The following is a 21,028-nucleotide window of genomic DNA, read 5'->3' on the forward strand; positions in this document are numbered from 1 at the left end:
TAAGGGCGGGCGGATGGAAGCGGAAAACGGAAAGCCGACACGATTTGACGCTGTCGACCGGGCGGCGGCAATTCTCGCGGTTCTCGGCGCTGCCAACGGACCCAGTTCTTTGTCGCAAATTGCGCGTGAGGTAGGGTTGGGGCAGCCGACAACGTCGCGCTATCTAACGAGCCTGGTCGGCCACGGATACGTCGAACGGGACGAAAATGGGCGATACGTGCTCGGCATTGGGCTTTACCTTCTGGGGCAGAAAGCCCTCCAACATCGTGACGTACGCAATCTGGCGCGTTCCCACCTTGAAGCGCTTCACCGCCGCTACAACGAGACCGTCAGTCTCGCGCTGTGGGTTCATAACGAACTTGTTGTAATTGATTGTATCGAGGCCACCCAGGCACTCAAACAGGGAGCAACCGTCGGATTGCCAAATCCGTGGCACGCAAGTTCGCTTGGGAAGTCGATTTTGGCTTGGCTGGACGAGAAGGCGCTCAACGTTTTGCTGCCCACGCCGGCGCTGGAGGTCTTCACCAAGAATACGCTGTCGACCAGATCCCTGCTACAGGCTCAGTTCCAAACCATCCGTGCACTTGGCTTTGCAGTCGATGACGAAGAATCGTCGCTTGGGGGACGTTGTATCGGCGCGCCTGTATTCAATGCGACAGGGCGCCCTATCGCAGCAATCAGCATGAGCGGCCCCGTTAGTCGCATCGTTTCGGAGGACATTGCAGCGATCGGTGATGTTATCTCGGCGGCTGCAAAGGAGGTTTCCCGCGCTTTAGGCTATCAGGAATCGCTACAGCAGAGGATGCCGGCATGAAAATCGGACTTGTCGGTGCCGCGCACTGGGCATCGGAAATTCACGCCCCCGGGCTCGCCGGTGATCCTGATGTGACCTTCGTTGGAGTTTGGGCGAGAGATCGGGCCAAAGCAGCAGCGCTGGCCGACACCCACACCGTCGGGGCATTCGACAATTTTGATGAGTTATTGGACGAAGTTGATGCCGTCAGCTTCGCCGTCGCGCCCGGCGCTCAAGCCACGTTAGCAAAAAGGGCCGCAGAACGGGGAAAACATGTGCTCCTCGAAAAGCCGATAGCGCTCAATCTGGACGACGGCATTGCGTTGAACGATGCAATAGGCAATAGCGGTGTACGCTCTGTCGTTTTCCTGACGCGCCTGTTTCACCCGAGGCTCCGATCGCAGCTTGCATCGGCTGCTCAAGCACGGGGTTTGATGCATGGAAAAGTGAGGATCGTCGCGAATTCAATGAGAGTTCTATCGCCGTACAACAACTCGCAGTGGCGCCATGATCCGCATGCTGCCCTTTGGGACTTGGGCCCACACGCACTTTCTGTCTTGCAGTCCGTCCTCGGTGGTATCTCAGACGTTTGCGCTAAGTTCGATGCCAAGGGCCATGTTTTGCTGTTCGCTCGCCACGAAGGCGGCGCTACATCATATGCGGAACTCGCATTAACCGCGCTCGACGCTGACCTCGCAAGTGACACCGCTTTCGTCGGAAGTGAAGGCAAGATTGAGCTTCCGCAGATCGACATGATCAACGGTGGTGCAGCGGAGGCCTATCGTGAAGCAATTCGTCAACTGGTCAGCGGAAACCAGGAAGAACCATATTGCGACGCTTCTTATGGTTTGCAGCTTCTGCGGCTCTTGGCGGAATGCGATGAACAGTTACGCAATGCGCATCGCGCTTCAACCCTGACGCTCGGCGGTGGGGATCAAGGTCACCATGCCGGCTAGCTTATTCTGACGCGCGTCAATGGGTGGCACGTTGCACGCCCACGAAACTCCACCACTGTCTGCGTAGCCGGGTGAGCTCGATCTTGAAGGGAAGCTGATCGTCCGACGAGCGCATTATAGTAGACGGACAATTCCCACAGAAGCTCGACGCCCACTAGGCCCGCATTGACCGGCCGGCGACAGCGCGGCTCCGCCATCCGATCGGTTTGCCGCCGACTGAGCAAGCTCGTCCCCATGCCGATTTCTGACGCAATGTGGCGCAAACAAAGCGGCGTGTCACTTCAGAAAAGAGGCGCCCGCGCACTGTTTTCGAGTGCCTATCCGTGGCTTGATATGCTTGAGCCTTGGAACTTTTGGGATCCGACCACCGTGAAGAACGCAACAAGAAATCTCGCATTCGCAGATGAATTCATATCCGCTAAGCTGGTGGAGGACGTTGTCGACTATGAGGTGAGCGACGCGGTCGTGGTCAACCTCGGCCCCTCGCCGATGGTAACGGGTGCAGAGCACCCCGCGATTGTTCCCCCTTGGAAATCGACCTGGCTGAAAGGCGGGAGAATCAAATCGGCGGAACGCGCAGCATTGATCAAGGTCGTCAAAGCCACGAACCTTGGCGGCGCGCAGTTCCGCGGGTGGGATTGGCTTGGAAATCGTATCCGTAGCTTCCCCCGTGACACACCCCTCTTCATTTCCGCTCAAGACGAAATCGGCCAGGTGAGCGTGGACCCCCGCGTTTTCACCAACGAAGCCGCCGTGTCTACCGCCCAGCAAACTTTCACGCTGAAGTTGAACCTGTGGTGGTCCCCTGGCGATACGGACTGCTTCATTCACAATGAGCATCCGTTTCTCGAGGTACACACGCAAATTCACGGCCTGGGGCGGATGCAGAAATTCACTGAGCGTGATCAGTCAACACTTTATGAGGATGTCGTCATGCCGATCGGCTATTCGCACGACCCGTTTTGCAGGGTGACAGGACACAATCAGTGGACCTATCCCTGGCACAGATATTACGCAGACACGGACTCCGTCTGGTTGGCAGTGGAACTGCATCCCTGACAATCAACGATGAGGCTCAAGACATTTGGATCATGTCGGAGCCATCTCCTAGATACTGGAGTGCTTCGCGAGGGATCGCGGGGTCGTTCTTGTCCATGACCGTAATTCCCTTAATTTGCTCTCTCCCCAGCAGCCCAGGCCCTCGATAGTGAAGGGCGACTTTGGTTGAGTAAGGCTGGCGGAAGACGGTTGCGGCGATGCCGCTTGAAATCCCGAACATGAACTTCTTGGAGTTTCGCTTCACTTGAGCATAGACGCCGAATGTCAATTCGTTTGACTGGATTCCTTCAAAATCCGCTGTGAACAGGCGGTCTGCGATAGGAAAGCAAAAGCCATAATATTTGAAAACATACTCCATCTTCTTCGGGTCATCGAAACTGGGGAAACGTTCGACGTAATAGTGCTGCAAAAACTGGTTGGCTCGATAGATGCAGAATGCGGACTTCAGCACAAAGCCTTTATAGATCGACGAGAATTGGTATCGATCATAAACGCCGATCAGGTCGCTATCGGGCACCGAGTTTTCCACCAGCATGTTCGACACAAATCGCGAAAACTCGGGCAACTGCCGCGCCGCTGACATAGCATGAAAGAAATTGCCGTCGACCAGCGTTCTGAACTCCTCGGGATCGGAGAAAAGAATGGGGACGCTCAGCCCAAAGTAGTTTGCAATGATCCTCATGTTTGCCGCCGATGGCACATGAGCACCTGAAAGATATTTGTTAAACTGCTGTCGGTTTACTTTTATTTTCCTGCACACGGCTGCCACCGAACCCTGTTGATTACAAAGGGTTCGAAGATTGGCTGCGAAAGAAGCCGTATCGCTAATAAGATGGTTCATTGCCCGCCCATCAGATGACGCATATTGACGCTACAACTACGCTATATCGCGAAAACCTTTAAGGCAATGCGAAATTGCTCCGACGACCGTTCGCCTTACATTTATCGGAAATATGAAGGGACTCGATCATTGGCACCGAACGCCGAAATCGGTTGGGCGATCATGGGCACGGAAACCATTGCTACCGAGCACATGGTATCCGCGATCCGGTCGATCGGGCATTTGCCTCTGTGGGTATTCAGCCGCAACCTTCAATATGCGGAGGCTTTTGCAAGCGATCTGGATATCTCGAACGCTACCAATGATCTAACATCAGTGTGGGCTGCCCCCCAGGTCCGGTTTGTCTATGTTAGCGCGACCCGAGATCGACGCCCCTATCATGTGGCTGCAGCAGCTCGAGCGGGAAAGCATATCCTCTGCGATGGCCCCCTTTGCGATGACCGAGAGCAGGCGGCGCAATTAGTGAAACTCTGCCATGACATGAAGGTCACCCTAGCAGTCCATCACGTCGCCCGCGCATCAAACGTGCACCAGACGATGAAGAGGCTAATCCGCGACGGCGATATTGGCCAACTGCAATCGATAATCGTCGTTCGGGGCGGCCCCCACCAACCACCTCCGCAGCGGCGCGGTCAGGGCGAGAGCGCTGCCGGAGACATCTTCTTTGACGCAGCCATCGAAAGCATCGACCTTGTGAGATATCTTACCGATGCCGAACCGCGCCAAATCAGCGGTCTCAAAAAGGTAAAGGACGAGCTCCCACTGCATCTCGCGTTTCTATTGCGCATGAACGACGGCTGTATCGTTCAGTCGCATGAAAGCTTCGCGACCTCCGACATCGAGGATATGGTGCTGGTGGCCGGCAACAAAGGCTCGCTCATCGCGAATGGAACCTTGAACGGCCGCGGAGCTGGAACGCTTACACGACGGATCGCGGGCAAGAACGAACTGATACCGATACGCGAGCGCGATGTGCACGCCGCCGCGATGCATGATTTCATCACAGGGCTGCATGGAAGGCCGAGATGGCTTTCGACCGGAGAAGATAGCATCTCCAACCTTCACACCATCGAGGCGTTGCAAACATCGGTGAAAACGGGCGAGCTCGTTGATTTGCACTATATGTCGGCAACCGGCACAGGAGCACCGTCGTGACAATTCGTCAAAAGATCATCCTTCACTCGCTGGTGGCAAAACACTCAACGATGGCAATCGATCTGGAGATCGCGAAGCAGCTCAAATTCGATGGACTGGAGGCATCGGGGGCGAAAATCAGCGAATGCCTGGCTGGCGGAGTTTCTAAAACATCGCTGCGGGAGATGGTCGATGGCATGTGGATTCCTGGTATCGGCTTCCTGGTTGACATCGAGCGTCAAGACGGCGAGCGACCCCAGTTGTTCAGCGACGCGGCACGCCTCTTTGAGTTGGCAGCGACAGTCGGCGCAAAGGGTGTCGAGGTTATAACCGGGCCGCTCAGTCTCGAGGCTGTCAGATCAAAAGCTCCGCGCAACGGACTGTATCGTGGCCTGCTCGATCGACCAGAACAGGAACAAATCGACCTCACTGCAGCGAATTTGCGGGAGCTCGCCGACAATGCCGCATCTCATGGGCTTATCCTGTACCTGGAATCGCTTTCGTGGACGCCGCTGAATACGATCGACAAGCAGCTCAAGGTCATCGAGAAGGTAGGGAGAAGCAACCTAAAGCTTCTGATCGATTACTGGCACTGCTACACCTCCGGCGATACTCCGGAAAGAGTTGCAAAGATCGACAAGGATCTCATCTACGGTGTGCACGTGTGCGACTCTCTGGAGTTCAAAGGAGGCATACCCGACGAGCCGGTGTTGCGCGATGTACCGACCGGTGAGGGAGTTCTAAACCTGCAGGAATGGACAGACGCCGTGAAGTCAACCGGATATGAAGGCTGGTGGAGTTGCGAGCTCTTCTGCAATCGAAATCACCAGCAAAATAGCTTCGAAGTTGCAGGACAGCTCAAATCGCTGATGCAATCCCTTATTGGCTAGCCGCTTCAGATTGAACGCTGAAGCTGCCTTACCTTTTAAATCGGAGTCGTTTTGCCATCACGGTTGGTCCTGCTCTTCTCCTTCGTGATGAAGGCTGGTTTCAAGCCGTGGCTGGAATCCTATTGGCGCCATGTGCCATCGATGCGGCCTCGCGGCATCGTACTGAGTTGGCCCGGCTATTTCTCGAACGGCAGCCGAGGGATTGCCAATCGTGATCAATCCCAGCATCATCCGTGGATCAAACGCTGATCTAGACTATTGCGAGGCGGACCATACGCGACGGAGGCTTTTCGACGCCCGAACTTTGAATCTATCCATAGTTTCGGGAGCCGGTCGGTTTTTCTGCCAATGCGCTACGCGCGAGCAAGCAGGAAATCCGCGGCTCGCTCGCCGATCATGATGCATACGGCGTTTGGGTTGCCTGAAATCAAAGTAGGCATGACTGAAGCATCAGCAACCCGAAGTCTTTCGATTCCCTTAACGCGAAGCTTTGGATCGACAACGGCCATTTCATCCTTGCCCATCCGGCAGGTACCCGACGGGTGGAGGGCTGCATGTGCATTACGCTGGCAGAACGCCCGCACCTCATCCCGCGTCAGGACGTTCTGGTCAGGCACGTGTCTCGCGTGAATGTACCTCGCGATTGCAGGTTTGGACATGATGTCCATCGCCTTCATCGTGCCTTCCGTAATCGCATCCAAGTCATAAGGATCTGAAAAATAGTTGGGAGAGACACGCGGATCAGCGGTGAAATCCGAGCTGGTCAACGTAACCTCGCCGCGTGACTTTGGCCGAATTTGCCCGAGGTTGATGGTGCATCCATTGCCACCCGGCACAGCATCGACTCCTTCCTCGATACCGGCACCCACGACCATGAAATACTGGATGTCCGGAACTTGTTCGTCCCTGTTTCCCCACCAAAAGGCCCCTCCCTCGATGAGGTTTGAAGAGGCAGGCCCTCCCCTGAACAGGGCATAGTTGAGACCCGCTGCGGCTTTCCAATGCAGTTTCTTGTATTTGTCGTAACTGTGGGGCCCATTCAGTTGGTAAATCAGCGAGATTTCGACGTGGTCCTGAAGGTTTTTGCCAACGCCAGGAAGGTCCGCCTGTATCGCGATGCCGTGACGGTCCAGTTCTTTTGCGGGACCAATTCCGGATAGCATCAACAACTTCGGGGTGCCGATAGCCCCGGCCGAAATGATAATCTCTCTCTCGGCCCGAAGAACATGCTTCTCGCCGTTTCGAATATACTCAACGCCGACGGCTTTGCCGTTTTCGATGATGATACGGCTAACGAGCGTTCGCGTAACAACCTGCAGATTTGGTCGCCCTCGCGCAGGCTTAAGATAGGCAACAGCCGCGCTGCTTCGTCGGCCGCCCTTTGCAGTGATTTGATAGAGGCCGCAACCGGCTTGATTTCCAGAATTGAAATCCGCGTTGTAGGGCATCCCTGCCTGTTGACAAGCTTGAAGCCAGCCTCGGGTTAGCGGGTGAATGTATTCGATGTCAGAGACACCTAACGGCCCGCCAACTGCGTGGACCTCGTTGCAAAATCGATTGTTGTCTTCAGCGCGAAGAAAATAGGGCAGAACCTCATCATATCCCCACCCCTCAGCGCCGAGCTGAACCCATCGCTCGTAGTCAAACGGTATGCCGCGAATATAGATCATCGCGTTCACAGAGCTGCCGCCGCCCAACACGCGAGCCTGAACCATTGTCTGTTTTTCGTTTCGAGCCAACTCAGGACCGGCTTCCCAGTTTAACCGCTTGAGCAAGCTACCTTGCGCTGTTTTGTAGTAAGCTCCAGGTATGTGTATGTATGGACTGGCATCAGGCGGCCCCTCTTCGAGAAGCGCCACTTTGATGGATTCGTCCTCAGAAAGGCGCGATGCAATCACGCAGCCGGTCGAACCGCCCCCGACAACGATATAGTCATAGCGGCTTCCCTTGCCTGAGGCCGGCTTCACGCCGTAACGGGCAGATCCGAGGCAATTCATGAGCATCAGCGCTTCCTCATCGAGGCGCCGGCTTTGATTGCTAGGGCAGCAATGGTGAGTGCCGGGTTGACGGCTGCCGAGGTCGGCAATACCGAGGCGTCAGTGATGTACAAGTTCGAAACATCATGGCTGCGGCAGTTCAGGTCGACAACCGAGGTTTTCGGATCGCTTCCAAGCCTGGCAGTTCCGCACTGATGGGACGTCGTCTTCCTTCCGAACGTATGGGTCAGAACTACTGGGAAGCCGGCCTTGCGCATCACCTGCTTCGTCTTCTTGATCAGTGCCTGATGCGCGCGCACGTTTGAGCGCACCCAGTTGACGACGATCCGATCGTCTTTGACCATGACCCGGCTTTCCGGATTGGGAAGATCTTCGCTTGTAAGGAACCACCCATATGCATGTCTCGCGATGATATTGATGAGCCAGGATGGAGCCGGTACGGGAAAATTCGCTTTAAGGATATTGCCGGTGACGTGACCAAGCAGCTGCACGTTTCCTAGCGGCGCTCTGAATTCGTTGTTCTCATTGTAGAAATCGTTGAACGCCAAAGTCTTCTGATAGACTGAAGCGTTTCGCTTGTAGTCCAGTACGAGCATCGCGGACGTGTTGTGGTTCATGAAATTTCGGCCCAATTGGTCCGAACTGTTTGCCAAGCCGCGAGGGTGAGCCGCGTTCGCGGATCGAAGAAGCAAGGCGGCTGTCTGAACGGCGCCGGCAGCCACAGCGAAAATCTCCGCCGAAATCGTTTGTACCGTTCCGTCCTTGGTGAACGTCGCTGATATAATGCGCTTGCCTGTTTCATCGGTCTCCAGGCGCGATACGCTTGCGCCGGTGATGACGCTCACGTTCGGATGTCGAAGGGCTCGACTTAAAGGTCCGACTTCCGCGTCTATCTTGCCCGACCCTGTATTTGGAAAGGCGTCCCAGCCGGTTTTTGCACGCCCGAGCCACGCCTCGAGATCGATGGCAAGAGGAAGGCTGGCGGGATGGATACCCGCATTTTTAAGACGCGCTCGGACCAATGCGATGGACGGCTCATCCGGAACGGCCGGATAGGGATAGGGTCGGCCATGGGGAGGTTCCGTTGGATCCTGCCCAATGGCACCACGCACGCGAAACACCTCTTCAGCGCGCTCGTACCATGGCTCAAGGTCCTCATATGCCATAGGCCAGCCCGGTGAGTTCCCGTCGAGGTGGGGACGGGGTAGAAAATCTTCCTTCCGGTAACGGTACATGACCGCCCCAAAGAATTTCGAGTTTCCGCCGACATAGTAGTAGTTGTTGGCCAGAAAGCTCTCACCGTCTGTCCCGAGCCACTCCTCGGCCGGCCGGTAGAACCCCTTTTGGAAAATCGCAACGTCGTCCCGAGCTTCGGCACTGTCTTTGAGGTAGTCGCCGCGCTCCAGGATTACGATCCGTCGCCCCGATTCGGCCAGGCTGTAGGCCAGGGAGCTGCCGCCAACTCCGGAACCAATGATCACAATGTCTGCATTGTGTTGCATGGCTGCGTAAATCCTCAATCGATCCGCGCTTCAGTTTGTGCATCGAACAGCACGATTTTCGAGCCGTCGACAGACAAACAAGCTTCAGCTCTCGACTTGGCGCTGTTGGGGGGGAGTCGTGCTGTGACCTCCACGCCCGCAAGCTGGAAAACGACAAGCGCGTCCGGCCCGGTGGGCTCGACGACGTCGATATCGACCGCAAGGCAATTCGCGCCTGCAGTCGATGCGGGGCTGAAGTTTTCGGGTCGGATACCGATAAGCACGTCCTTGGTTGAATATTTCTTCAGCGCGGATGCGGAGAGCTGAATGCCCGAGATGCGAGCGGGTGCCCGGTTCGGGATCTGCACGACCGCGCTCACATCGGAACCGTCGGCTTCAAGTCTTGCAGGTACAATGTTCATGGATGGAGAGCCGACGAATTTTGCGACATAGACGTTGGCCGGCCGATCATAAACCTTTTGAGGTTCATCCAGGTGCTGGACGATCCCGTCCTTCATGACGGCAACGCGGGTCGCGAGTGTCATTGCCTCGATCTGATCGTGCGTGACGTAAACAATCGTCGTTCCCAAGCGCTGATGGAGGCGCTTGATCTCCGTACGCATGTCAACGCGAAGCTTTGCATCGAGGTTCGAGAGGGGCTCATCGAACAGAAAGAGCTTTGGCTGGCGGACAATGGCACGTCCCATTGCGACGCGCTGACGCTGTCCCCCGGAAAGCTGTGATGGCTTTCGATCCAGCAGGTGGCTGATCTGGAGCAGTTCGGCTGCTGATCGCACGGCTTTGTCGCGATCAGCAGGGGAGACTTTGCGGATCTTCATGCCGAATTCGATGTTTTCACGCACGGTCATGGTCGGGTAAAGCGCGTAGGACTGAAACACCATCGCAATGTCGCGATCCTTTGGCGACAGATCATTGACCACGTTGTTGGCGATGCGAATCTGGCCTCCGGTGATCGTTTCGAGGCCAGCGATCATATTGAGGAGTGTCGATTTTCCACAGCCAGATGGTCCTAGCAGCACGAGGAAATCGCCGGCGCCAATGGAGATCGAGACCTCCTTCAGCACTTCGAGCTCACCATACGCTTTGCGGACGCGATCGATTTCAAGAGTAGACATTGTATCAGCCTTTCACGGCACCGGCAGTCAATCCGCGGACGAAGTAGCGCCCGGCGATGACATAGACGACAAGGGTTGGAATCGCGGCAATCATTGCTGCAGCCATATCGACGTTGTATTGTTTTCTACCCATCGTCACGTTGACGATGTTGTTGAGTGCTACGGTGATCGGGGATGATTCACCCGCAGTGAACGACACGCCAAAGAGGAAGTCGTTCCAGATCTGCGTGAACTGCCAGATGCACGAGACCACGATGATCGGAAGAGCAGCTGGCAGCATGATCGAGAAGAAGATCCGAAAGAATCCGGCACCGTCGATCTGAGCTGCTCGCGTCAGTTCGTCCGGAATCGTAATGAAGTAGTTCCGGAAAAATAGGGTGGTGAAGCTGATCCCGTACACCGTATGAACAAGGACCAGCCCCGGGATCGTGCCGGAAAGTCTCAGTGCTCCGAGCAACTGAGCCATTGGAAGGATCACCGCCTGAAATGGCAAGAAGCAGCCAAACAACAACATTCCGAACACGAAATTTGAGCCCGGAAATCGCCATTTCGTCAGAATGTAGCCGTTGATTGCGCCGATCATGGTCGAAAGAATAACGGCAGGGACGACCATCAGGAGAGAGTTGACGAAGTATGGCTTGAGACCGCCGCACGCGGTGCCGATGCACGCCTCACCCCAGGCTTTCTGCCAGGCTTCGAAGGAGATTACCTTCGGAAGCCCAATGAATGAGCCGGAGTAGATCTCATCCAGAGACTTCAAGGAAGTAACGATCATCACCCACAGCGGCATCAGATAAAAAGCGGCAAGTGCGATGAGCGAACCGTAGATAAATATCCGACCAAGCTGCAAGGAAGGTCGCGCTGACCTGGCTTCAGTGTGCATTGCGGTTCTCCTTCAGCTCCGAATACAGGTAAGGCACGATGATTGCCGCGACGGTCATCAACATCATCATCGCGCTGGCCGCCCCAATGCCCATCTGGTTCCGCTTGAAGGTGGCGGAGAACATGAACGTCGACGGCATTTCGGTCGCGCTGCCCGGGCCGCCGCCTGTCAATGCCAGGACAAGGTCGAAGCTCTTGATCGATATATAGCTGAGCAAGACAATGACGCTGAGAAACGCCGGTCGCAGCATGGGGACGATGATGCTCATGTAGATGCGCGGCAGCGTTGCGCCCTCGATCTGAGCAGCCTTGATAATCGACGTGTCGATGCCGCGGAGACCGGCGAGGAAGATCGCCATGGCAAACCCCGTTGACTGCCACACCGCTGCGATCACGACGCAATAGATTGCGTATTCTGGGCGCGTGATCCAATCGAAGACGAAGCCTGTCCAACCGAGTTCGTTGACGACCTTCTGGACGCCCAGCTCGGGATTGAGGATCCACTTCCATGCCGTGCCCGTTACGATGAACGACAGCGCCATTGGGTAAAGATAGACAGCCCGAAGAAAGCCCTCTGCCCTCACCTGTTGATCAAGCAGGATCGCAATGAACAGACCAAGGGCAATTGTGATTGCAAGGAACAGGACGGTGAAGATGAACAGATTTGCGACAGCTGTCTCCCACCGGGGTGTGGCCCAGAGGCGCACGTATTGTTCCAAGCCAACAAAGTCGAACTTTGGAACCATTTTCGAAGACGATAGGGAAATCCCAGCCGTCCAGGCGATGAAGAGATAAACCCCGACGAAGACGACGACTAGGCTCGGCGATAGAACGATCCGAGGTAGCCATCGCGTCAGTTTATCTTTTAGCGAAGGTGTCCTGTGCATCACAGTAATCCGGCGTTGAAGTGTTCGGTTCAGGGCGCCCGCGTAATGGCCGGCGCCCTGACGATCGGTCAGCGGGCGTTGTCAATGCCGTCTACAAGGGCCTTGACGGCATCCTTTGCCGACATGTCTGTCACGAAGAACTTGCCGACCACGTCACTGAACACGCCGGAAAACTGCGGCTGAGTGGCGAAACCTTCCGTGAGGCCCCCGAGCATCGCATTGCTGGCGATAGCCGCTTCTCGATCGGTGAAGCTGCGCTGGGCACACGCATCAAAATCGGCAACCGAAACGTCGGAGCGAGCCGGAATGGATCCCTTAATCTTGTTGAAATCCTTCTGGACTTCCGGGTCCATGATCGATTCTGCCCACGCGTCCTGACCGGCGGCAACGGCTTCATTATCGATCTTGAACATCCCGAATGCATCGATGACGAACTTGTAGTTCGGCGTGGCCGACGGGGTCGGGAAGCACAGGAAGTCAGTACCGGGCTTCATACCTTTCGCGAGAAATTCGCCCTTCGCCCAGTCGCCCATGACCTGCATCGCAGCTTTCCCACTTGCAACCATGCCCGTTGCAACAGCCCAGTCGCGGCCAGTGAAGCCGTCGTCGACGAGGCCACGCACCTTGCGAAGCTTTTCGAAAGCGTCGACCATTTTGTCGCTGCCGAGGGCCTCTTCATCGAGGTCCATGATCGCCTTTTTGTAGAAATCGGGGCCGTTCACGTCGACAACGATCGCTTCGAACACCTCGAGGATTTGCCATGGCTCATCGCCCATTGCGAGTGGAACCACACCTGCAGCCTTTAGCTTGTCGCCATAGGCGATCAACTCATCCCAGCTCTTCGGCTCCGCAAGGCCAACTTTGTCGAATACGGCCTTGTTGGCCCAGACCCAGTTCTGCCGGTGCATGTTGATCGGCACGGAGATGAACTCATCGTCGCTCTTGACGAAAGCCAGCAGCTGCGGAGCGAGTGTCTTCTCCCAGCCGTTTTTCTCGTACTCATCGTTCAGGGAGCGGAGGACACCTTCTTTTGCCCAGTCCAAGCCTTCAAAGCCGAGAAACTGCATTGTTGCGGGGGGGTTGCCCGCCGCCAGGCGCGTCCGTAGGGCCTGCAGCGCATTGCCGCCAGACAGGCCCCCGACTGCGCTGTCCTGCCAGACGTAGCCCTTGGTTGCGAGCTTATTGGTGATTACCTTGAGCGCGTTCACTTCGCTCTCGGACACCCAATGATGGATGCCTTCGATTTTCGTCTTTTCCTGAGCAACAGCTGCTATCGGGAGAAGTGCTATTGACGCTGCGAGCAGAGTTTTGAGTTTCATGGTAGTTCCCCTTTTTGGTTAGAGATGATGCGGCGGCCCAGCGATCGACGATGAAGCCGCCAAGGAGTTATGCTTTGGCGGGCGACGCCCCCTCGGCATAAGGGATATTCCGTCCGCCATATCGACGGACGCGAATGTTTGCTTGTTCCGCGTGACCGGCGAAGCCTTCCATGATGCAAAGCCGTGAGGTGTACCCGCCGATCAATGCTGATGCTTCATCGGTCTCGATGCGCTGGTAGGTGCAGGTCTTCAGAAACTTTCCGACCCACAAGCCGCCGGTGTACCGAGCGGCCCGATTTGTTGGGAGCGTGTGGTTGGTGCCGATCACCTTGTCGCCGAAAGCGACGTTCGTGCGGGCGCCTAAGAACAGGGCGCCATAGTTCGTCATGTTGTCTAGGAAATAGTTGGGGTCTCGGGTCATGACCTGGACGTGTTCCGAGGCGACGCGGTCAGCTTCCGCAACCATTTCCTCCAGTGTGTCGCACAGGATGATCTCGCCGTGGTCGGACCATGCCTGACTTGCGATAGCCGAAGTGGGAAGGATCTTGAGAAGCCGTTCGATCTCGCGAAGCGTGTCTAGAGCGAGCTTTTCCGAATTCGTAATCAGAACAGCCGGCGAGTTTGCACCATGTTCGGCCTGGCCGAGAAGGTCGGTTGCGACGATCTCGCCATCGACGCTGTCATCAGCGATGACTAGCGTTTCCGTCGGTCCGGCGAATAGATCGATGCCCACTCTTCCGAAGAGCAAACGCTTTGCCTCGGCGACATATGCGTTACCCGGACCGGCGAGCATGTCGACGGGTTGGATGCTCTCAGTCCCGTAGGCCATCGCGGCAATCGCCTGCACACCGCCTATGCTGTAGATCTCGTCTGCTCCAGCGAGCGCCTGCGCGGCTACGATCTTGTTCGAAATCTGGCCATTGAACGGTGGCGCGCAGGTTATCACCCGATCGCATCCCGCTACCCGTGCTGTCAGAACAGTCATATGGGCAGACGCGAGAAGAGGATATTTTCCGCCCGGGACATAGCAGCCTACGTTCTGCACCGGTACGTTTCGGTGGCCGAGGACCACGCCTGGGATTGTCTCGATCTCGAGATCCTGCAGGGCATCTTTTTGAGCCTGAGCAAAACGGCGAATTTGGTCCTGGGCAAAGTCCAGATCCTCTCGCTCTTGTCTCGTCAGCGAGTTTACCGCGTTTGAGATTTCCTCTTTCGAGAGACGATAGGACTCCCGATCAAACCTGTCGAACTTTACCGAAAGTTCCCGAACAGCCTTATCGCCGCCCGACTCCACCTTCGCGAGAAGCGTTTCGACTGCCTTGGTGACCGCGGCGTCGCTGCCGCCTGCGTTGGATGCCTTGGCTGTTTTGATGTGTCTGATCATGACATAGCTCTTCGTTCGCGGAAGCAGCACGCTCCGCAGTCGCGATTATTAAAAACTTAGGGTCTTGGGGCGCCTGCCCGGCGCCCCGAGGATCAGTACAGCCTAGAGATGCTGCTCGCGGGCACGCATTTCCGCATAAGCCGCCTGCTCCTTTTCGTAGTAAGCTGGCGACGGGAAGTCCCACCAGCCGGTTGCGAACGGGCCGGCCGCGTCACGCGAAACAATCACTTCGACAAGCGCCGGGCCACCGCATTCAAGAGCTGCCTTGAGGCTGGATTCCAGATCCTCGTCCCTTTCGACGCGCCAGGCTTCAAGGCCAAACGCACGAGCCGACGCAGCAATGTCAGCAGAATAAGGGTGGCCGTTGCCGGCGTGATGGTTGAATTCCGAAGCAACATGCCGCCCCATGAACTTGCGCTGCCCGCCGCGGATCGACATGTAACCCTGATTGTTGAGAACGAGGAACACCACGTTGATGCCGTTCATCGCGGCCGTACCCATTTCTGGCAACGACATCATGAAATCGCCGTCGCCAACGATCGCCACCACCTGCTTGTCGGGGCAGGCGAGCTTGGCGCCGAGAGCCGCCGGCACTGCCCAACCCATCGGCGAATAAGAACCGGATGTCAGATGGGTTCGCGGCTGATATACGGGGAAGCTTTGCTTCACTGAACCTTGTGTATTGCCGGAACCGACAACGACGATACCGTCACGATCGAGAACCTTGCGAAGCGCCATGAGTGGACGCTGCGAGGTAAACGGCGTTTCGCGGCTGTTTTCACGGGGCTCGACCTGAGCACGCCAATCGGCTTTCGCTTTCTGAACGTCCGACAGGAACTTTTCGCGACGCGACAGCAGCTTTTGAGAGTCACTGTCTGAGATAAGCGACAGGATCGCTTCGAGCGTAACCTTCGCGTCGGCAACGATGCCGACTTCCGTTTCGTAGTTTTTGCCGATCTCGCGCGGATCCAGATCAATATGGATCAGTTTCGCAGACGGAATGGAGAAAGACACGCCCTTTGCATACGAAGATGCAGACCAATCGGTGAAGCGGCAGCCGACTGAGACAACGACGTCTGCTGAAGCAGTAATCTTGTTGCCGCACGTTGTTCCGGTCTGTCCAACCGCGCCGATGAAGAGTTCATGATCCTCTGAAATCGCGCCCTTGCCGTTCCAGGTGATCGAGACCGCCGCACCCAGCTTCTCAGCTAGGCGAGTAAGCTCCGCAGATGCGTTCGCGGTGATCGCGCCGCCACCGGCCACGATAACTGGCCGCTCAGCGGTCATAAGAACCTTAACCGCAGCTTCGATTGCTTTCGGGTCCGGATAGGCAATACCGATGGGAAGGCGCTTTTCGAGCGGGTGGATGGTGACATCCGCAGCTTCAACCTGGACATCCATCGGAACTTCAACGTGGACTGGTCCAGGGCGCCCCGTCATCATCGCGTTGAAGGCACGGTGCATGATGCTTGGGAGGACCTGCACCGAATTGGCTTGCCATGCACGTTTCGTGACTTGCTCGGTCACGCGCGGAAATGCGTTGTCTTGATGGCGCTCCAGCTCCTGCATCGTTCCATGTCCGTGCATGTAAGTCTGGGGGGAGCCGGAAACGTAGAAGAGCGAAGTGGAGTCGCAAAGGGCGGTAGCAAGACCGATGATGGTGTTTGCGGCGCCCGGTCCAACGGAGGTCGAGCAGGCCATCGGCTTTCCAGAAGCGCGATAGTATCCGTCGGCCATATGGACAGCGCTCTGCTCGTGCATGACCTGGATGAACGGAATCTCGGATCCTGTTTCCAGGAACGCGTCGAACAGCGCCCAGATCCCATGGCCGGGCACGCCGGCCACGTACTCTACGCCATATTCTTTCAAGGCCTTCGCAACGACTTGGCCACCAGTGAGCTTCATTTGTTCAACCCTCGTTCCTTGCTTAAGACAGGTTGAAGGCCGTCGGCATTGCCGCCACTGTCCTCCAACAGTTGAATGAGTGTGCGCCCTCGCCCGACAATTTCGCAACTTCGCAGGCATCGAATCGCTGATGCACTGTGAAGCGGCAACAGCTGTAACCTGCTTCTGCCCGTCGTTTCGTAAGTGAAAACCCCGGCCTCTTAGAGGGAGTAGGCCTGTAGCATCTGGCTAGGGGACGTGCGAAGAAACCAGTGGTCCATGCCGCATATCTGGCCAAAGACAGTTATTCGGAAGCCTGCCCGCGGGGTCTTGATCCACTATGGCGCTTGAACGGCGTCAGTTTGCGCATGGGTGCGGCAGCTGGCGGTTGGGCGTCGATCACAGATGATTGCCCGCGGAGTTGTCATATGCTGCCGAAAGCCCTTTGGCTAGCCGCCGATGTTTGAAATAGCCAAGCCGCAATGTGACGCGGATTCTGCGCCATGTAGACGCTGAAAAGTGCGTATTGCGAAGTGCAAAAATAGCGCTGCGGATGCGATTCTTCTGACCGCTGGCGTCTTCGTCGATGCATGTCCTCAAAAACGATTATCCCTGTAAACCCCGCGCAGCAGAGACTCGCTGCAGAGCGCTAATGTTTCAACGACGCGAACTGAAATGGCGGATGTGATTTCTTTCCTGGAGACATATGATGGGGCGGACCAGACCAGGTCCACCGCTCAACCGCCTAAGCCCCAGCACCCATCGCTTTCAAGCCTTCTCGACACGATACAACGACAGCACGCCACGTATTTCTGGGATGGTGCCGATACGACCACCGGGCTCCCCTATGACAGGCGGGGAACCAAAGGTCAGATAATATCGGATCTGGTTTCTCTTGGAGGCGTTGGCTTCGGGCTGATGTCTATAATCGTGCTGGCCGACCGCGGCTGGGTGGCGAGAGAGCACGTTGTTGCGCGCGTCTCGGCGATACTTGACGCACTGGACCAGATACCTAGGCATCGGGGAGCGTTTCCCCATTTCGTGACCGCGAGCGATCTCAAGACCGTCCCGCTGGTGCCAATGGACGACGGGGCAGACCTGATCGAGACATCGCTACTCGTCCAGGGGCTTCTGTGCGCGCGGGAATATTTCGACGGGGAAGCGCAGGCCGAAGCGAGCATCCGGCAGCGAATACATCAGATTGTCACAGCAATTCAATGGAGCGGCTTCGTCCGTCCGGGAGCCCGGCCATCGCTGTTCTGGCATTGGAGCCCGCAGTACGAGTGGTCCCTCAACGTGCCTATCACAGGGTGGAACGAAGGGCTTGTTGCCTATGTCCTGGCTGCAGGCTCGCAGTTCCATTGTATCGATCCACAAGTCTTCCATCTTGGATGGAAAAACGCGGGCGCCTATCGCAACGGCGGAAGTTATTACGGATACACCCTTCCCGCTGGCTCGCCATACGGCGGCCCGCTATTTCTATCTCAGTACTCGTTCTGCGGCTTGGATCCTCGCGGCTTGTTCGATGAACATATCGATTATTGGGAGCAGGCCGTGGCTCATTCCCGCATCAACTATGAGCATTGTCGTCGGAATCCAAAGGGACACATTGGATACGGAGTATATGGGTGGGGACTGACAGCATCAGACGGCCCCAGGGGTTACCTCGTGAGCTGCCCAATGAATGATGTCGGCGTCCTTGCACCGACCGCCGCGTTATCAAGCTTTCCATTCCTGCCCGCGCAAGCTGAAGCGGCGGCACGCGCGTTTCTTTCTTATGGAAACGGGCGTTTGTGGGGAACGTTCGGTTTTGCTGACGCGTTTGCCCCGGCTGAAAATTGGGTTTCCGGTTGCCACCTTGCGATCAACCAGGGACCGATCGTTGCGATGATCGAGAACTATCGCACGGGATTACTATGGCGCTTATTCATGAAAGCGCCGGAAGTAAGGGTCGGACTGGCGCGCTTAAGAATCGCGAAACGGCAACGAAGCCCGGCGCCGCAGTCGGTGGGAGGAAGACGATCGTGAGCAATAAGCTGGTTTGGCCTGCCTATAGGACAGGTATGCCGGATCGCGGCATAGATCCCGCGTTCGAGAAGGGCTCCGCGTATGTCGACGGGACAATTGTACCGATCGAGGAGGCGAAGGTGCCCCTGTTGGACTGGGGCTTCCTGCGCTCGGACGCATGCCAGGAGACCATTTCGGTGTGGGACGGCAGCTTTTTCCGGTTGAGTGATCACCTTGACCGGTTTCACAGGTCTATCCAGCGCCTGCGGATGGATACAGCTCCTGTCGAAAGGGCCGACGTCCTCAGAGTGGCCCACGAACTCGTGGCGGCATGTGGTTTTCGGGACGCCTATGTCCAAATCATCATGACGCGGGGACGTCCGCCAATCGGTAGTCGAGACCTGCGCCTCTGCTCTAACCGCTTCCAAGCGTTCTGCATGCCGTATATGTGGGTCGCTGACCCCAAAAAACAGGAAACTGGCATGGCGCTTCATATAAGTCGACGCGTCAGAGTCCCGGCCCAGTCTGTCGATCCATTGGTGAAACACTACCACTGGCTCGATTTCGAGATGGGCTTGTTGGAAGCTTATGAGAACGGCGCCGACACGGTGGTTCTGAGTGATCTCAACGGCAACATCACTGAAGGACCCGGTTTCAATGTCTTTGCGGTCATTGACGGCTCGCTGAGGACTCCCTCCTCCGGCATGCTGGACGGGATGACAAGGAGGACAGTCATGGAGCTCTGCAGTGAGCTGAATGTCGCTGTCGTCGAGGAGAACATTTCCTTCGAGCGGTTTCTGAAGGCCTCAGAGATCTTCCTGACGACGACGGCAGGCGGGATCATTCCGGTGTCTTCGGTGAACGGAACCACGGTCGGCTCCGGCGGCGTCGGCGAGCAAACCCGTCGCATCCACCACTCGTACTGGCATAAACGCAGCAATGGCTGGTATGGCGAACCTGTCGTCTACACCCACAAAGCATCCTCCGTGCGTAAGTCACATTGAAGATATGTCACATTTTGACGGAGGTCGGAGTCGTTGAAGCTGCCATGGCGGTTAGGCGTCAGTTATTCCGTCAGCGTCTCGGAGATTTGAATTCTCTCAGTGCGTTCTAGCCCACTTTAAAGCGTCTTGGCCCACCGGAAATACAGCAATTGGAAGCTCTCGAAAAACCATCCACGCTGAGACAGGTTGCTTCGTCGCCGCTTTATTTGGGCGCAGCAATCGCGATGTTCCTATCAGGCCTCGGGACGTCTGCCGCAGCTCCGCAAATTGTGTTGTTCCTCGTGAAGGAACTTGATACGCCGATGGCGGCTGCCGGCCTGTTTTACTTGACGAACCTGGCGGCGCCGTTAGCCGGTTATGCGATCGGCAGCTTCTCCGATCGAACTGGCGACCGCCTCGACCTGTTTCGCTTATGTGCTCTCATGGGCTTCATCGGTTGGGCCGGGATCGCGCTTTCGACCAGCAGCTGGATGCCCTTTGTCGTAAATACGTTTGTGCTGGCATTTTCGGGAGCAGCCGCCTCGCAACTTTTCGCCGCGATTCATGACGACATTCAGTCCAGAACAATATTGGCGAGTGACGACATTGTTTCCATTGTGCGTATGGCCCTGACAGCGGGCTGGGTTATCGGCCCGGTAGTGGGAACGTGGATAACGGCGCAGTTTGGAATTCGCGAGATGCTATGGTTTACCTCCCTCTGCTTTCTCCTCCAAATTGCACCTCTAGGCACGCTCGCCACACCGCGGCCGCTCGAAGCGCCAGGATTGGCAGAAAAACAGCGGCGCCAGCCGAATTTAAGCAAGATGCTGCCCCTCCTTGCTTTTACTGGTCTGTTCGTCCTCGTCTACGCGGGAGAGTCAATCAAATACGGCTTCCTTCTGTTGTACATGGACGAGAGCCTTCGTCTTGACGCTGCTACGCGCGGGGCCGTGATTGGAATTCAGCCTCTCGTCGAGCTGCTGATTATGCCATTCAGCGCCCTCCTCGCTCGAAAAACCGGTGTGTTTTGGCTGATGTGTGTTGCCGCAGCACTCGGGGTTCTTGCCAACATCTGCTTTGCGACGTGGAGCAGCGCCATGGGCATGTTCGCGGGGCAGGTCCTCATGGGCGGCGTGTGGGGCGTATTTGCAGCCTTGGGAATAATCGCCGCCCAACGACTGCTCCCGGAAGCGGTGGCAACTGCGTCAGCCATATTTATGAGTTCCACGGCGCTCAGCAGCGCACTTGGCGGAGCCGCGGGTGGGTTGGGTATCACCTTACTCGGTCTTCCCTATGTGTTTTTCCTGCCGGCAGTCTTTTCGACCGTCGCTGTTGTAGGACTGGCATGCATGGCTAGATCAATGAAGCTCGTTTAGCCCTGCTCAGGAGTCGTCG

General features: G+C 56.5%; 17 protein-coding genes. 8 read left to right on the forward strand and 9 right to left on the reverse strand.

Annotated elements, in window-relative coordinates; translation table 11 throughout:
• Window positions 1–13 precede the first annotated feature (13 nt).
• The 3 genes from GA0061105_RS12525 to GA0061105_RS12535 all read left to right on the forward strand — a co-directional run bounded on the left by GA0061105_RS12525 (window position 14) and on the right by GA0061105_RS12535 (window position 2,808).
• Entirely contained in the window at window positions 14–814 is an 801-nt protein-coding gene (locus GA0061105_RS12525; RefSeq protein ID WP_092750404.1) for an IclR family transcriptional regulator, read from the forward strand.
• Window positions 811–1,749, forward strand: a complete 939-nt coding sequence (locus GA0061105_RS12530; protein WP_092750405.1) for a Gfo/Idh/MocA family protein — start codon at window positions 811–813, stop codon at window positions 1,747–1,749. Before GA0061105_RS12525 ends, GA0061105_RS12530 begins: the two co-directional genes overlap by 4 nt.
• 234 nt (window positions 1,750–1,983) lie before the next feature.
• Window positions 1,984–2,808: a hypothetical protein gene (locus tag GA0061105_RS12535; RefSeq protein WP_245304301.1), complete on the forward strand. Its 825-nt coding sequence runs from the start codon at window positions 1,984–1,986 to the stop codon at window positions 2,806–2,808.
• 16 nt (window positions 2,809–2,824) lie between these two features.
• Here GA0061105_RS12535 and GA0061105_RS12540 read toward each other — a convergent pair whose 3' ends face one another.
• Window positions 2,825–3,649, reverse strand: a complete 825-nt coding sequence (locus GA0061105_RS12540; protein ID WP_092750406.1) for a helix-turn-helix domain-containing protein — start codon at window positions 3,647–3,649, stop codon at window positions 2,825–2,827.
• 24 nt (window positions 3,650–3,673) lie between these two features.
• Between GA0061105_RS12540 and GA0061105_RS12545 the strand changes: the two genes are divergently transcribed.
• Window positions 3,674–4,804: a Gfo/Idh/MocA family protein gene (locus GA0061105_RS12545; protein WP_245304303.1), complete on the forward strand. Its 1,131-nt coding sequence runs from the start codon at window positions 3,674–3,676 to the stop codon at window positions 4,802–4,804.
• Window positions 4,801–5,673: a sugar phosphate isomerase/epimerase family protein gene (locus GA0061105_RS12550; RefSeq protein WP_245304305.1), complete on the forward strand. Its 873-nt coding sequence runs from the start codon at window positions 4,801–4,803 to the stop codon at window positions 5,671–5,673. The genes GA0061105_RS12545 and GA0061105_RS12550 overlap by 4 nt, the downstream gene beginning before the upstream one ends.
• A gap of 353 nt (window positions 5,674–6,026) precedes the next feature.
• Here the strand turns inward: GA0061105_RS12550 and GA0061105_RS12560 are convergent, their stop codons facing one another.
• The 8 genes from GA0061105_RS12560 to GA0061105_RS12595 form a co-directional block, all read right to left on the reverse strand.
• Window positions 6,027–7,676 carry a GMC family oxidoreductase gene (locus GA0061105_RS12560; protein WP_167358546.1) on the reverse strand — a complete coding sequence of 550 codons (1,650 nt, stop codon included), beginning with the start codon at window positions 7,674–7,676 and terminating at the stop codon, window positions 6,027–6,029.
• On the reverse strand, window positions 7,676–9,172 hold the full coding sequence (locus tag GA0061105_RS12565) for an FAD-dependent oxidoreductase (protein WP_092750410.1): 1,497 nt from the start codon (window positions 9,170–9,172) through the stop codon (window positions 7,676–7,678). Before GA0061105_RS12565 ends, GA0061105_RS12560 begins: the two co-directional genes overlap by 1 nt.
• A 14-nt stretch (window positions 9,173–9,186) precedes the next feature.
• Window positions 9,187–10,287: an ABC transporter ATP-binding protein gene (locus GA0061105_RS12570; RefSeq protein ID WP_064692908.1), complete on the reverse strand. Its 1,101-nt coding sequence runs from the start codon at window positions 10,285–10,287 to the stop codon at window positions 9,187–9,189.
• A 4-nt stretch (window positions 10,288–10,291) separates the two neighbouring features.
• The gene (locus GA0061105_RS12575; RefSeq protein ID WP_092750411.1) at window positions 10,292–11,170 is read right to left on the reverse strand and encodes a carbohydrate ABC transporter permease; all 879 of its coding nucleotides are present in this window, start codon (window positions 11,168–11,170) and stop codon (window positions 10,292–10,294) included.
• Entirely contained in the window at window positions 11,160–12,056 is an 897-nt protein-coding gene (locus tag GA0061105_RS12580) for a carbohydrate ABC transporter permease (protein WP_092750413.1), read from the reverse strand. The genes GA0061105_RS12575 and GA0061105_RS12580 overlap by 11 nt, the downstream gene beginning before the upstream one ends.
• A gap of 68 nt (window positions 12,057–12,124) precedes the next feature.
• Window positions 12,125–13,375: an ABC transporter substrate-binding protein gene (locus GA0061105_RS12585; protein ID WP_092750415.1), complete on the reverse strand. Its 1,251-nt coding sequence runs from the start codon at window positions 13,373–13,375 to the stop codon at window positions 12,125–12,127.
• 67 nt (window positions 13,376–13,442) lie between these two features.
• Window positions 13,443–14,759: a histidinol dehydrogenase gene (hisD, locus tag GA0061105_RS12590; RefSeq protein ID WP_092750896.1), complete on the reverse strand. Its 1,317-nt coding sequence runs from the start codon at window positions 14,757–14,759 to the stop codon at window positions 13,443–13,445.
• A 102-nt stretch (window positions 14,760–14,861) separates the two neighbouring features.
• The gene (locus GA0061105_RS12595) at window positions 14,862–16,664 is read right to left on the reverse strand and encodes a thiamine pyrophosphate-binding protein (RefSeq protein ID WP_064692904.1); all 1,803 of its coding nucleotides are present in this window, start codon (window positions 16,662–16,664) and stop codon (window positions 14,862–14,864) included.
• Window positions 16,665–17,318: 654 nt separating this feature from the next.
• Here GA0061105_RS12595 and GA0061105_RS12600 point away from each other — a divergent pair.
• From GA0061105_RS12600 to GA0061105_RS12610, 3 genes are all read left to right on the forward strand, one after another.
• Window positions 17,319–18,671 carry a glucoamylase family protein gene (locus tag GA0061105_RS12600; protein WP_092750417.1) on the forward strand — a complete coding sequence of 451 codons (1,353 nt, stop codon included), beginning with the start codon at window positions 17,319–17,321 and terminating at the stop codon, window positions 18,669–18,671.
• Window positions 18,668–19,654, forward strand: coding sequence for an aminotransferase class IV (locus GA0061105_RS12605; RefSeq protein WP_245304307.1), 987 nt, complete (start codon window positions 18,668–18,670; stop codon window positions 19,652–19,654). Before GA0061105_RS12600 ends, GA0061105_RS12605 begins: the two co-directional genes overlap by 4 nt.
• A 149-nt stretch (window positions 19,655–19,803) precedes the next feature.
• On the forward strand, window positions 19,804–21,009 hold the full coding sequence (locus tag GA0061105_RS12610) for an MFS transporter (protein ID WP_092750419.1): 1,206 nt from the start codon (window positions 19,804–19,806) through the stop codon (window positions 21,007–21,009).
• Window positions 21,010–21,028 lie beyond the last annotated feature (19 nt).

This window comes from Rhizobium aethiopicum, from assembly GCF_900094625.1.
Classification (GTDB): Bacteria; Pseudomonadota; Alphaproteobacteria; order Rhizobiales; family Rhizobiaceae; genus Rhizobium; species Rhizobium aethiopicum.

Coding starts and splice junctions, on each gene's coding strand:
- GA0061105_RS12530 (WP_092750405.1), top strand. CDS start 811: ATGAAAATCGGACTTGTCGGTGCCGCGCACTGGGCATCGGAAATTCAC.
- GA0061105_RS12585 (WP_092750415.1), bottom strand. CDS start 13,375: ATGAAACTCAAAACTCTGCTCGCAGCGTCAATAGCACTTCTCCCGATA.
- hisD (WP_092750896.1), bottom strand. CDS start 14,759: ATGATCAGACACATCAAAACAGCCAAGGCATCCAACGCAGGCGGCAGC.
- GA0061105_RS12580 (WP_092750413.1), bottom strand. CDS start 12,056: ATGCACAGGACACCTTCGCTAAAAGATAAACTGACGCGATGGCTACCT.
- GA0061105_RS12570 (WP_064692908.1), bottom strand. CDS start 10,287: ATGTCTACTCTTGAAATCGATCGCGTCCGCAAAGCGTATGGTGAGCTC.
- GA0061105_RS12575 (WP_092750411.1), bottom strand. CDS start 11,170: ATGCACACTGAAGCCAGGTCAGCGCGACCTTCCTTGCAGCTTGGTCGG.
- GA0061105_RS12525 (WP_092750404.1), top strand. CDS start 14: ATGGAAGCGGAAAACGGAAAGCCGACACGATTTGACGCTGTCGACCGG.
- GA0061105_RS12595 (WP_064692904.1), bottom strand. CDS start 16,664: ATGAAGCTCACTGGTGGCCAAGTCGTTGCGAAGGCCTTGAAAGAATAT.
- GA0061105_RS12600 (WP_092750417.1), top strand. CDS start 17,319: ATGGCGGATGTGATTTCTTTCCTGGAGACATATGATGGGGCGGACCAG.
- GA0061105_RS12560 (WP_167358546.1), bottom strand. CDS start 7,676: ATGCTCATGAATTGCCTCGGATCTGCCCGTTACGGCGTGAAGCCGGCC.
- GA0061105_RS12540 (WP_092750406.1), bottom strand. CDS start 3,649: ATGAACCATCTTATTAGCGATACGGCTTCTTTCGCAGCCAATCTTCGA.
- GA0061105_RS12535 (WP_245304301.1), top strand. CDS start 1,984: ATGCCGATTTCTGACGCAATGTGGCGCAAACAAAGCGGCGTGTCACTT.
- GA0061105_RS12565 (WP_092750410.1), bottom strand. CDS start 9,172: ATGCAACACAATGCAGACATTGTGATCATTGGTTCCGGAGTTGGCGGC.